This is a genomic window from Pseudomonas idahonensis (assembly GCF_037903935.1).
Classification (GTDB): Bacteria; Pseudomonadota; Gammaproteobacteria; order Pseudomonadales; family Pseudomonadaceae; genus Aquipseudomonas; species Aquipseudomonas danubii.
This window is the reverse complement of record NZ_CP149586.1, coordinates 5,756,196-5,768,514: the sequence shown is the minus strand read 5'-3', so window position 1 is coordinate 5,768,514 and position 12,319 is coordinate 5,756,196. Positions and strand designations below refer to the sequence as shown.

6 protein-coding genes, 2 tRNA genes and 2 rRNA genes are annotated in these 12,319 nt (G+C 58.6%); 7 read left to right on the top strand and 3 right to left on the bottom strand.

The genetic code is table 11. The features are described from left to right. Nucleotides 1-68: 68 nt before the first annotated feature. The 7 genes from WIN67_RS26050 to WIN67_RS26020 all read left to right on the top strand — a co-directional run bounded on the left by WIN67_RS26050 (nt 69) and on the right by WIN67_RS26020 (nt 7,320). A tRNA-Ile gene (locus WIN67_RS26050) sits at nt 69-145 on the top strand. 10 nt (nt 146-155) lie between these two features. After that, nucleotides 156-231: transfer RNA gene (locus tag WIN67_RS26045), tRNA-Ala, on the top strand. Between the two features lie 221 nt (nt 232-452). Then, nucleotides 453-3,344: ribosomal RNA gene (locus WIN67_RS26040) — 23S ribosomal RNA — on the top strand. 146 nt (nt 3,345-3,490) lie between these two features. Next, nucleotides 3,491-3,606 (top strand): 5S ribosomal RNA (rrf, locus tag WIN67_RS26035). Between the two features lie 148 nt (nt 3,607-3,754). Continuing rightward, a complete protein-coding gene (locus WIN67_RS26030) occupies nt 3,755-4,414 on the top strand; it encodes a paraquat-inducible protein A (protein WP_102860186.1) in 660 nt (219 codons plus the stop codon). Beyond that, entirely contained in the window at nt 4,401-5,024 is a 624-nt protein-coding gene (locus tag WIN67_RS26025; protein ID WP_102860187.1) for a paraquat-inducible protein A, read from the top strand. The genes WIN67_RS26030 and WIN67_RS26025 overlap by 14 nt, the downstream gene beginning before the upstream one ends. Then, nucleotides 5,017-7,320: a PqiB family protein gene (locus WIN67_RS26020; RefSeq protein ID WP_110596290.1), complete on the top strand. Its 2,304-nt coding sequence runs from the start codon at nt 5,017-5,019 to the stop codon at nt 7,318-7,320. Before WIN67_RS26025 ends, WIN67_RS26020 begins: the two co-directional genes overlap by 8 nt. 156 nt (nt 7,321-7,476) lie before the next feature. Here the strand turns inward: WIN67_RS26020 and mksF are convergent, their stop codons facing one another. From mksF to mksB, 3 genes are read right to left on the bottom strand one after another with little or no spacing between them, the layout of a single operon-like run. Continuing rightward, complete coding sequence (gene mksF, locus WIN67_RS26015; RefSeq protein WP_060844649.1) at nt 7,477-10,320, bottom strand: Mks condensin complex protein MksF; 2,844 nt, start codon at nt 10,318-10,320, stop codon at nt 7,477-7,479. Then, complete coding sequence (mksE, locus tag WIN67_RS26010; protein ID WP_015637041.1) at nt 10,317-11,024, bottom strand: Mks condensin complex protein MksE; 708 nt, start codon at nt 11,022-11,024, stop codon at nt 10,317-10,319. Before mksE ends, mksF begins: the two co-directional genes overlap by 4 nt. Next, complete coding sequence (gene mksB, locus WIN67_RS26005; RefSeq protein WP_339070230.1) at nt 11,014-12,291, bottom strand: Mks condensin complex protein MksB; 1,278 nt, start codon at nt 12,289-12,291, stop codon at nt 11,014-11,016. Before mksB ends, mksE begins: the two co-directional genes overlap by 11 nt. Nucleotides 12,292-12,319: the final 28 nt, after the last annotated feature.

The following is a 12,319-nucleotide window of genomic DNA, read 5'->3' as shown; positions in this document are numbered from 1 at the left end:
GAAGACGATAGAAGCAGCTTTAAGCTCCAAGCTGATAGCTCCAAGCTAACAGTTACAAGCTCGAAATTGGGTCTGTAGCTCAGTTGGTTAGAGCGCACCCCTGATAAGGGTGAGGTCGGCAGTTCGAATCTGCCCAGACCCACCAATTTTGTTATGGGGCCATAGCTCAGCTGGGAGAGCGCCTGCCTTGCACGCAGGAGGTCAGCGGTTCGATCCCGCTTGGCTCCACCATAAACTGCTTCTGAAAGCTTAGAAATGAGCATTCTGCTTGAATGTTGATTTCTAGTCTTTTGATTAGATCGTTCTTTAAAAATTTGGGTATGTGATAGAAAGATAGACTGAACGTTACTTTCACTGGTAACGGATCAGGCTAAGGTAAAATTTGTGAGTTAAATTGCAAATTTTCGGCGAATGTCGTCTTCATAGTATAACCAGATTGCTTGGGGTTATATGGTCAAGTGAAGAAGCGCATACGGTGGATGCCTTGGCAGTCAGAGGCGATGAAAGACGTGGTAGCCTGCGATAAGCTTCGGGGAGTCGGCAAACAGACTTTGATCCGGAGATCTCTGAATGGGGGAACCCAGCCATCATAAGATGGTTATCTTGTACTGAATACATAGGTGCAAGAGGCGAACCAGGGGAACTGAAACATCTAAGTACCCTGAGGAAAAGAAATCAACCGAGATTCCCTTAGTAGTGGCGAGCGAACGGGGACTAGCCCTTAAGTGGCTTTGAGATTAGCGGAACGCTCTGGAAAGTGCGGCCATAGTGGGTGATAGCCCTGTACGCGAAAATCTCTTAGTCATGAAATCGAGTAGGACGGGGCACGAGAAACCTTGTCTGAATATGGGGGGACCATCCTCCAAGGCTAAATACTACTGACTGACCGATAGTGAACTAGTACCGTGAGGGAAAGGCGAAAAGAACCCCGGAGAGGGGAGTGAAATAGATCCTGAAACCGTATGCGTACAAGCAGTGGGAGCAGACTTTGTTCTGTGACTGCGTACCTTTTGTATAATGGGTCAGCGACTTATTTTCAGTGGCGAGCTTAACCGAATAGGGGAGGCGTAGCGAAAGCGAGTCTTAATAGGGCGTCTAGTCGCTGGGAATAGACCCGAAACCGGGCGATCTATCCATGGGCAGGTTGAAGGTTAGGTAACACTGACTGGAGGACCGAACCGACTACCGTTGAAAAGTTAGCGGATGACCTGTGGATCGGAGTGAAAGGCTAATCAAGCTCGGAGATAGCTGGTTCTCCTCGAAAGCTATTTAGGTAGCGCCTCATGTATCACTGTAGGGGGTAGAGCACTGTTTCGGCTAGGGGGTCATCCCGACTTACCAAACCGATGCAAACTCCGAATACCTACAAGTGCCGAGCATGGGAGACACACGGCGGGTGCTAACGTCCGTCGTGAAAAGGGAAACAACCCAGACCGTCAGCTAAGGTCCCAAAGTTATGGTTAAGTGGGAAACGATGTGGGAAGGCTTAGACAGCTAGGAGGTTGGCTTAGAAGCAGCCACCCTTTAAAGAAAGCGTAATAGCTCACTAGTCGAGTCGGCCTGCGCGGAAGATGTAACGGGGCTCAAACCATACACCGAAGCTACGGGTATCACGTAAGTGATGCGGTAGAGGAGCGTTCTGTAAGCCTGTGAAGGTGAGTTGAGAAGCTTGCTGGAGGTATCAGAAGTGCGAATGCTGACATGAGTAACGACAATGGGTGTGAAAAACACCCACGCCGAAAGACCAAGGTTTCCTGCGCAACGTTAATCGACGCAGGGTTAGTCGGTCCCTAAGGCGAGGCTGAAAAGCGTAGTCGATGGAAAACAGGTTAATATTCCTGTACTTCTAGTTATTGCGATGGAGGGACGGAGAAGGCTAGGCCAGCTTGGCGTTGGTTGTCCAAGTTTAAGGTGGTAGGCTGGAATCTTAGGTAAATCCGGGGTTCTAAGGCCGAGAGCTGATGACGAGTTACCTTTTAGGTGACGAAGTGGTTGATGCCATGCTTCCAAGAAAAGCTTCTAAGCTTCAGATAACTAGGAACCGTACCCCAAACCGACACAGGTGGTTGGGTAGAGAATACCAAGGCGCTTGAGAGAACTCGGGTGAAGGAACTAGGCAAAATGGCACCGTAACTTCGGGAGAAGGTGCGCCGGTGAGGGTGAAGGACTTGCTCCGTAAGCTCATGCCGGTCGAAGATACCAGGCCGCTGCGACTGTTTATTAAAAACACAGCACTCTGCAAACACGAAAGTGGACGTATAGGGTGTGACGCCTGCCCGGTGCCGGAAGGTTAATTGATGGGGTTAGCTAACGCGAAGCTCTTGATCGAAGCCCCGGTAAACGGCGGCCGTAACTATAACGGTCCTAAGGTAGCGAAATTCCTTGTCGGGTAAGTTCCGACCTGCACGAATGGCGTAACGATGGCGGCGCTGTCTCCACCCGAGACTCAGTGAAATTGAAATCGCTGTGAAGATGCAGTGTATCCGCGGCTAGACGGAAAGACCCCGTGAACCTTTACTATAGCTTTGCACTGGACTTTGAATTTGCTTGTGTAGGATAGGTGGGAGGCTTTGAAGCGTGAACGCCAGTTTGCGTGGAGCCATCCTTGAAATACCACCCTGGCAACTTTGAGGTTCTAACTCAGGTCCGTTATCCGGATCGAGGACAGTGTATGGTGGGTAGTTTGACTGGGGCGGTCTCCTCCTAAAGAGTAACGGAGGAGTACGAAGGTGCGCTCAGACCGGTCGGAAATCGGTCGTAGAGTATAAAGGCAAAAGCGCGCTTGACTGCGAGACAGACACGTCGAGCAGGTACGAAAGTAGGTCTTAGTGATCCGGTGGTTCTGTATGGAAGGGCCATCGCTCAACGGATAAAAGGTACTCCGGGGATAACAGGCTGATACCGCCCAAGAGTTCATATCGACGGCGGTGTTTGGCACCTCGATGTCGGCTCATCACATCCTGGGGCTGAAGCCGGTCCCAAGGGTATGGCTGTTCGCCATTTAAAGTGGTACGCGAGCTGGGTTTAGAACGTCGTGAGACAGTTCGGTCCCTATCTGCCGTGGACGTTTGAGATTTGAGAGGGGCTGCTCCTAGTACGAGAGGACCGGAGTGGACGAACCTCTGGTGTTCCGGTTGTCACGCCAGTGGCATTGCCGGGTAGCTATGTTCGGAAAAGATAACCGCTGAAAGCATCTAAGCGGGAAACTTGCCTCAAGATGAGATCTCACTGGGATCTTGAATCCCCTAAAGGGCCGTCGAAGACTACGACGTTGATAGGTTGGGTGTGTAAGCGCTGTGAGGCGTTGAGCTAACCAATACTAATTGCCCGTGAGGCTTGACCATATAACACCCAAGCAATTTGCGAACTCGAAAGAGACCAGATTGCGGTGTGTGAAGACGAAACAAACCGAAAGTTTGCACAACACACAAATCTATTACATACCCATTCGCTGGCACGTTGCATCAGCAACGGTCTGGCTACCGAATTTCTTGACGACCATAGAGCGTTGGAACCACCTGATCCCATCCCGAACTCAGAAGTGAAACGATGCATCGCCGATGGTAGTGTGGGGTTTCCCCATGTGAGAGTAGGTCATCGTCAAGATTAAATTCCGAAACCCCAATTGCGAAAGCAATTGGGGTTTTGTTTTTGCGTGGAGAAAAATTGCTCTTATTCGCAAACAAAATTGCACAGTTATTTTCGAATTGGAACACTAGAATAGCCGCTACTTTCTCCACTTCCAGAGCCCTCTATGCCAGATCCGGTTGACGCCCCCGGGTTGTCAGAACTACCACTGGACGACCTGGTTGCCTGCCATGAGTGCGACCTGCTGATGCGCAAGCCAACGCTCGCCCTTGGCGAGAAAGCCCAGTGCCCGCGTTGTGGCTATGAGCTGTATGCCCATCGGCACAATGTGGTCGAACGCAGCCTGGCTCTGGTAATCGCCGCCTTATTGCTCTACGTGCCGGCGAACTTTCTACCCATCATGCAGCTCAATCTATTGGGACAGTCTTCCGAAGATACGGTCTGGAGTGGGGTACAAGGCCTGTTCGATACCGGCATGGAAGGCGTAGCGCTGGTGGTATTCCTGTGCAGCATGGGCATTCCATTGCTCAAGTTGATTTGCCAACTTCTGGTGCTTCTAAGTATCCGCTGGAACATCGGCCGTAGTTACGGTTTGCTGCTCTATCGCATTTATCACCATTTGCGCGATTGGGGCATGCTCGAGGTCTACTTGATGGGCGTACTGGTGGCCATCGTCAAGTTGGCCGACATGGCCTCCATCACCGTAGGCCTGGGGCTGGTGTGTTTCATCAGTCTGTTGTTGGTGCAGGTCTGGCTGGAAGTGGTGATGTCGCCTCATCAGGTCTGGCAGGCGCTATCGGGAGAAGACATACATGCGGGCGATTGATGCAGGCATTCTGATTTGCACTGAATGCCATGAATTGAACCGGCAGGAGGCCGACAGCGACGGGCAGACCTGCACTCGTTGCGGAGCTTTGGTACACCCACGGCGCCCCAACAGCATCCTGCGTACCTGGGCCCTGCTGCTTACCGCCGCCATTCTCTATATACCCGCCAATGTCCTGCCGATCATGACAGTCAGCTCGCTGGGCCAGGGCGACCCGAGCACCATCATGTCCGGGGTCATCCAGCTGGTGCAGCATGGAATGTTCCCCATCGCCGCCGTGGTGTTTGTCGCCAGTATTCTGGTGCCTACCTTCAAACTGGTGGGCATTGCCCTGTTGCTGTTCTCGGTGCAGCGTCACCAGCCACTGTCAGCGCGGCAACGGATTATCATGTACCGCTTTATCGAGTTCATCGGTCGTTGGTCGATGCTGGATATTTTCGTCATCGCCATTCTGGTGGCGGTGGTCAACTTTGGCCGGCTGGCCAGTATCGAGGCCAATCTCGGTGCGGTCGCCTTTGCCAGCGTGGTGATCCTGACCATGCTGGCCGCAGTAACTTTTGATCCCCGACTGATCTGGGATAACACGGAGTCGGACGACGACCATGAGTGATTTGCCTACCGCCAAAACCCGCCCGGCCTCCAACTGGTCGGCCATCTGGGTGCTGCCCCTGATTGCCTTGATCATCGGTGGCTGGCTGGGTTGGCGTGCCTACAGCCAGACCGGTATCGAGATCCAGTTGCGCTTTGAAAGCGGCGAAGGAATACAGGCCAACAAGACCGAAGTGGTCTACAAAGGCATGCCTGTGGGTAAGGTCAAGACTCTGGCTCTGGACGATGAGGGCAACTCCAAGGGGGTGATTGCCACGGTCGAAATGAACAAGGATGTCGAACAGTACCTGAAGACCAACACCCGCTTCTGGCTGGTCAAGCCTAGTGTCAGCCTGGCCGGGATCACCGGTCTGGAAACCCTGGTCTCAGGCAATTACATCGCGGTCAATCCCGGAGAAGGAGAGCCCACGCGCAAGTTCAAGGCCCTGGCTGAAGAGCCGCCGTTATCGGATGCCAAGCCTGGTCTGCACCTGACCATCAAGGCCGAACGCCTGGGGTCGTTGAGCCGCGGCAGTCCGGTCTTCTACAAACAGATCCAGGTCGGACAGATCAAGAGCTTCCTGCTTTCCGAGGATCAGAACACAGTCGAGCTCAAGGTCTACATCGAACCGACCTACGCCAATCTGGTGCGCAAACACACGCGCTTCTGGAACGCCAGCGGCATCAGCATCGACGCCAATCTGTCCGGGGTAAAAGTGCGCAGTGAGTCCCTGTCCAGCATAGTGGCCGGCGGTATCGCGTTCGCCACTCCGGAAAATCGCAGGGACAGCCCGCCCACCGACCCGAGCCTGCCGTTCCGCCTATACGAAGATTTCGATGCCGCCCAGGCGGGCATCCGGGTCAAGGTCAAACTCACCGATTTCGAAGGCCTGCAGGCAGGGCGCACGCCCGTGATGTACAAAGGCATCCAGGTGGGCAGCCTGAAAGCCCTGAAGGTCGACTCCGACCTGACTAGTGCCACCGCCGAGCTGACCCTCGACCCACTGGCCGAGGACTATCTGGTCCAGGGTACCCAGTTCTGGACTGTCAAACCCTCGATCTCCCTGGCGGGTATCACGGGGCTCGAGGCCTTGGTGAAAGGCAACTACATCGCCATTCGCCCCGGTGACAAGGGCGCCGCCCCCCAGCGCGAGTTCGAGGCGCGGGCCAAGGCCCCGCCCCTGGACCTGCGAGCACCTGGCCTGCACATGGTGCTGTTTACCGACAATCTCGGCTCCCTGGAGGTGGGCAGTCCGATTCTCTACAAACAGGTCAAGGTCGGTTCGGTGCAGAGCTATCAGTTCTCCCACACCCGCAAGCAAGTGGTGATCGGTGTTCATATCGAGAAAGAATACGAGGGGCTGGTCAACGGCTCGACGCGCTTCTGGAACGTCAGTGGCATTACCCTTACGGGCGGCCTCACTGGCGGTATCCAGATCAAGAGTGAGTCGCTGCAAAGCCTGATGGCCGGCGGCATCGCCTTCGAGACGCCGCTGCCCAACGTGCCGCTGAAAAAGCGCATTCCGCGGTTCCGTCTGTTCGCCAACCAGGAAGAGGCGGCGCAGCGCGGCACCCTGGTCAATATCAAGGTCGATCGCGCCGATGGGCTGCGTGCCGGAACGCCGGTGCGCTTCAAGGGCCTGGATGTGGGCAAACTGGAAGAAGTGACCCTCAGCGCCGACCTGCAATCGGTAATGCTCAAGGCGCGGATCACCGAAGTGCCGGAACGTATTGCCCGGGTCGGCAGCCAGTTCTGGGTGGTCAAGCCGGAACTGGGGCTGATGAAGACCTCGAACCTGGAAACCCTGGTGACGGGTCAATACATCGAGGTTCAGCCCGCGGCGAAGAACCAGGGTGTGCAAACCAGCTTTGTCGCCTTGCCGCAGCCACCGGAAGCCAGCTCCCAGGAAGCGGGTCTGAGCCTGGTGCTGAGTGCTGCTCGCCGTGGTTCGCTGAAGGTGGGTGTCCCAGTGACTTACCGGGAAGTGACCGTGGGCAAGGTCACCGGCTACGAACTGGGACAGACCGCCGACCGGGTACTGATCCATATCCTCATCGAACCCAAATACGCGCCGTTGATTCGTGGTGGCACGCGCTTCTGGAACAGCAGCGGATTTGGTGTGGACTTTGGCCTGTTCAAGGGCGCCACAGTGCGCACCGAATCCCTGGAAACCCTGATCCAGGGCGGCATTGCCTTCGCCACCCCGGATGGCGAACGCATGGGCAACCCGGCCCGTCCCCAGCAGACCTTCCCGCTGTTCGACAAGTTCGAGGATGAATGGCTGACCTGGGCTCCCAAGATCCCCCTGGGCAAGTAACCCTGTTGTAGGAGCCGGCTTGCCGGCGAAGAGGCCCTCAAGTCCTGCGTTCTTCTAGAGGACGCCTTCGCTGGCAAGCCAGCTCCTACAAAAGCTATCCAATAAAAAAGGCCGCGCTCCCAAGAGCGCGGCCTTTTACGTTGCAGCGTTACGGAATCAGACTTCGTCCAGTTCCGCCTCTGCTTCGGGTTCCACGTTCAGCGTCGCCTTGACCTGATCGTGACGACGGATGAACTTCCAGTCCGCCTCGTCGATGTAGATGCCGTTCGGTCCGCTGCCGCCTTCCAGGTCGATGGCTACCTGGGCCGACACCTGCGGCTTCACACTGGCCAGGATCGGCACGAAGCCCAGCTGCAGGCTGGTTTCCAGCAGCGCCGCCTGGTTGCGTTCGTCGATGTCCGCCGCTTCGTCGAGGTAGTAAGGCAGACGAATGCGCCCGGCCTGGTCGCGGTCCATCAAGTGCAGCAACAGGTACATGTTGGTCAGCGCCTTGATGGTCATGGTGGTGCCGTTGGACGCCGCGCCATCGATGTCGGTGTGGATCACCGGCTGGCCGTTGACCTTGGTGATCTCGAACGCCAGTTCGAACAAGTCCTTCAGGCCCAACTGGTTGTGGTTGGCTGCTACCAACCGCGCCAGGTACTCCTTGGCCTCTTCGTTCTTGTTGTCCTGCTCGGCGCTCTGGCTCAAGTCGAACACCGACAGGGTCTCGCCTTCCTCGTACTGGCCGGCGCTGTGGATGATCTGGTCGATGTGCTTGAGGGCTTCCTTGTTCGGTGCCAGGACGATGCGGAAGCTCTGCAGGTTGGACACCTGGCGCTTGTTGATCTCGCGGTTGAACAGCGCCAGCTGGTGTTCCAGGCTGTCGTAGTCACTGCGGATATTGCGCAGGGTTCGGGCGATATCGGTCACCGCGGCGCGGCGTGCCTTGCCCAGGGTCAAGGCTTCGTCGGTACGGTGCGCATAGGCGTTGATCAGCAACTGCAGGCGGCGCTCGACGTCATCTTCGCTGTCGAACTTGGCCACGCCCTTGAGGCGTACCTGGGCATACAGCGCCTCGATCTGCCCGTCGACCCGTTGCAAGCCCTGCCAGCTGTCCTGGTAGTCGTTGAGCAGTGGCAGCAGGTTGTCCATGGAGTCGTCCACCGGGTCCATGAACGGCGTGCCGAACGGCAGGTCTGCGGGCAGCAGCTGACGGCGACGCAGGGCGTCATCGAGGGTGCGTTGCTTGGCTTCCATGTCGGCGATCTGCCGGCCCACCAGTTGCAACTTGGCCGACAGTTGCTGGACGCGTTCGGTGAAGGCATCGCTGGAGCGCTTGAGTTCGTCCTGGGCGGCTTCCATCTGCGCCAGCTGCTCCAGCTTCTCGCCTTCCTCGGCGCTCAAGGTCTGGGCACGGCGGAAGTCTTCCAGGGCCTTCTGCGCATCCAGTACCTGCTGGTACAGGGCTTCGGTCTGGGTCTTGCTCGCGGCGCGGTCGGCAGCCACGGCGGCCTGGGTCTTGAGCTGCTTGAGTTCTTTTTCCAGGCGCTCCTTCTGATCCCGCAGGGCGGCGCGGTCAGCCAGGGCCTGCAGGGCTGGCGGCTCGATGTGGGAGATGTCGATGGTCAACCCCGGCACTTCGAAACGCTCGCCCTTGAAGCCATCGAGGATCAGCTCCACCGACTTCACCCACTCGCCGTTGTCGTCCAGGGCGATGCCGTGCTCGCCCAGGGGCAGGCTGAACAGCGCGCTGTTGAACAGGCGCATCAGGCGCTCCACGTCCTGCTGGGAGAACTCCTCGCGCAGGCGGGCATAGCTGTTGTTGTCAGCGTGATCGAGTTGCTGCTTGACCGACTTCAGGCGCTTTTCCAGATCCCGCAGGCGTTCTTCCAAATCTTCAGCCGAGAACTGCCGGGACTGGGCCAGGGCGCCGGCCAGTTCATCGTGGGCATCCTTGGCCGCCAGCAGTTGCTGTTCCAGGACCTTGACGTCATCCACCAGGGCGAAGCGGTGCTTGAGCACCGACAGCTCGCCGAGCCAACGCTGGGTGCCGGTGATTTCCCGTTCCAGGCGCATCATTTCCTGGGTGCTGCTGCGTTGGTCGTTTTGCAGCGCGTCCTGCTCGTTACGGTAGTGCTCGGCCTGGATGGTCAGCTCTTCCTTGCGCGCGCCGGCGTAGTCCGACCAAGTGCCCAGCAGCGAATCCAGCAGAGGCGACAGGCGATGCAGCTTGCCCCGCAGAATGTCCCGCTGCTTCACGCCGTTGGCCAGGGCCTCCACCAGAGGGCCCGCGGCCACCAGGGAGTTGTAGTCCTGCTCCATGCGCCGCACATCGCGGAAGGCTTCGTCGCAGGCGGCGATGTAGTCGACGCTGCCGGAGCGCAGGCTGTGCTCGAAGGCATCGAGGAACAGCTGCTTGAGCTTGGCTGCGGTGATCTCGCGCATGTGCAGCAGGTTGATGAACAGCGCGCGGAATGTCTTCAGGCTCTGCTCGCTGGTCGAGCGCAGCGGGATCAGGGTCAGGTCCAGTGGAATTGAGGTGTGGCCGCCTACCAGCAGGCGCCGCAGTTCATCCGGCTTGAGTTCATAGGCCTTCAGGCCCTGGCGTTCCAGGTTGGTGAACAACTCTTTCTGCCGCAGGCAGGTGTCGTCCTTCTGGTAATGCGCCAGGTCCAGCTGGCCGGCGTAGGCGAAGAACTGGTGGCCGAAACCGCCGCCCGGGCCGCGCCCGACCACGCCAATCACATGAGGGCCGTGGGGCAGCGAGACTTCCACCAGGATGTAACTGGTGTCGGAGGCGAAGTAGAAGCGCCGGGATTGTTCCAGGCTGTACTTGCCGAAGCTCATGTCCGACATGCGTGCCAGGATCGGGAATTGCAGGGCGTTGATCGACGCCGACTTGCCCAGGTTGTTGGCCCCGTAGACCGACAGCGGCTCTTCCAGGGGGAACAGGCCCAAGCTGTAGCCGGCGGTGTTCAGTAGGGCAAAGCGGCGGATGCCGTAGCGTTCCTTGCTCATGCGTCGAGCTCCTGTTCTTCGGCGATGGCCCGGGCCAGCGCGTCTTCTTCACTTTCTTCGGACTCGTCGAATTCGCTCAGGTCCAGCGGGTCATCGGTCTGCAGCAGTTTCTCGTCGCTGTCGTTGTCCACCAGCACCGGGGTCGGCAACGGCAGCACGCTGTGCAGGCTGGCGGCCAGGTCGCGGTCCTGCTGCACCGACAGGCAAACGTCGAGGAAGCGGTGCATTGGCGGCAGGAAGCGGTAGATCCCCGGTTCCTCCGCGGCAAAACCCAGCTGGGTCATGCGGCGCATGATTTTCTCTTCCAGCTCTTCCTGGGTCTGTACTTCGGCCTGGATGAACAGGTCGCGGTATTTCTCCAGCAAGGACGGCAGTTCGTCACGGCCGAGGCTACCGCCATCGAGCACGGCAATCGGGTCGCGGCCCTGGTCGGCCAGATGCTCCACCAGGATGAAAGTGAACAGCGCCAGGCGCTGGGCGGTCTTGTTCACCTGGGCGGCGGCGTTGTCGGGGACAAAGTAGTAGAAGCCGCGGGTGTCGCACACCAGTTCGAAGCCCAGGGCCTTGAACAGCGTGCGGTACTGGTCCTGGAAGTTCGACAATTGCGCGTACAGCTCCGGGTCGCGGCGGCTGACGTGGTAACCCTTGAACAGCTCGCGGAAGATCGGCGCCAGCTGGGACAGTTCGGAAAGATCAAGATGCATGGGCGTTGCTCGCAGAATGCTCGGCGGTGTCATCGCGGGCCGAGAGCAGGGCGAAGGAGCGCAGGCTGACCTGGTGCTCCTGGGTGTGGTAGTCGCGGCGTTCTAGGCGCTCGCGCTTGAAGCGTTTTTCCCGGGACAGGCGGGAGAACCAGTACAGCAATTCGTCGGTGGCGCCATCCGGTTCCTGGTCCAGCAGCCAGCTCATCAGGTCCGGCATCGGCAGGGCGTCTTCGCAGCGCTCGAGCATTTCCCGAACCGTGCGCGGCGCCTTGGGGGCCAGGCCCTTGTGGGTCTTGTGGGCCTTGGGGAAACGCGCCGGCTTGGGCTCGAAGCGGGCCAGGGCGTAGACATAGGCTTCCACCTGGCCGGAGCTGCCGAGGAAGGTGCTCTGCGGACGGGTGAACATCGGCATCGCCGCCTGGGGCACCGCGTCGATGCCCTTGCGGCGGATGGCCGCCAGGGCCAGGGCGGCGCCGCGGGTCACGGTGTTGTGGCGGCGGGCTTCCTCACGCAACGGCAGCAGCAGCTCCCGGGCGTGACGCAGGGTCAACTGGGCGCTGGTCTGCATTTCCAGGATGCGCGCGTGGGTGCGCAACAGCATGTCGTCGTCCACCAGATGGCCCAGGCGCTGTTGCTCGGTGAGCAGGCGCAGCAGGACGTTCTCCACCTTGCGCACGCCCTGTTCGAAGGCGCCGTCGGCGTTCACCAACTGAATCATCGGCTCGACGTATTCGTCCCAGGTGGCCAGCACCTCAGCGTAGCGCTGGCGCAGGGGAATCTGCCGGTCGCTGGTCTTGGCCCGCTCGGCCACGGCCACCAGGGCCTGTTCGTCGTTGGCGAGCTTCTTCAGGACATCGCGCACGCGCATGTCCAGCAGCCGCAACTGGCGCGCCAGGTCGTTGCCGTCGCGCACATCGAAGGCGTCCTGGATGTAACCGGCCAGGCGCTCCAGGTGACGCAGGTAGGCTTCGATCTCCAGGCACAGGCCCAGGCGGTGTTCACGGCGCAGGTAGGCGAGGAAGTCGTGGATCTGCGCATTGAGCTCGAAACGGTTCGGGCTTTTCGCCACCGGGACCAGGATGTCCAGGCGTATCCATACGTCCAGCAGGTGGGTGATGTCCTGGGGCGTACTGTCCAGTTGTTGGGCAGACAGCTGTGAACGCAGTTCGGCAAGACTCAGGGTGCCTTGGTCGAAGTGCTCGCACAGCGGCTCCAGAAGTGCCCAGTGTTCGGCGAGGGCGCGCAAGACGCGCTTGGGTTCGATCATCGGAATGGCCGGCTGGTTGGCAATGAAA

Coding starts and splice junctions, on each gene's coding strand:
- WIN67_RS26030 (WP_102860186.1), top strand. CDS start 3,755: ATGCCAGATCCGGTTGACGCCCCCGGGTTGTCAGAACTACCACTGGAC.
- WIN67_RS26025 (WP_102860187.1), top strand. CDS start 4,401: ATGCGGGCGATTGATGCAGGCATTCTGATTTGCACTGAATGCCATGAA.
- WIN67_RS26020 (WP_110596290.1), top strand. CDS start 5,017: ATGAGTGATTTGCCTACCGCCAAAACCCGCCCGGCCTCCAACTGGTCG.
- mksF (WP_060844649.1), bottom strand. CDS start 10,320: ATGAGCAAGGAACGCTACGGCATCCGCCGCTTTGCCCTACTGAACACC.
- mksE (WP_015637041.1), bottom strand. CDS start 11,024: ATGCATCTTGATCTTTCCGAACTGTCCCAGCTGGCGCCGATCTTCCGC.
- mksB (WP_339070230.1), bottom strand. CDS start 12,291: ATGATCGAACCCAAGCGCGTCTTGCGCGCCCTCGCCGAACACTGGGCA.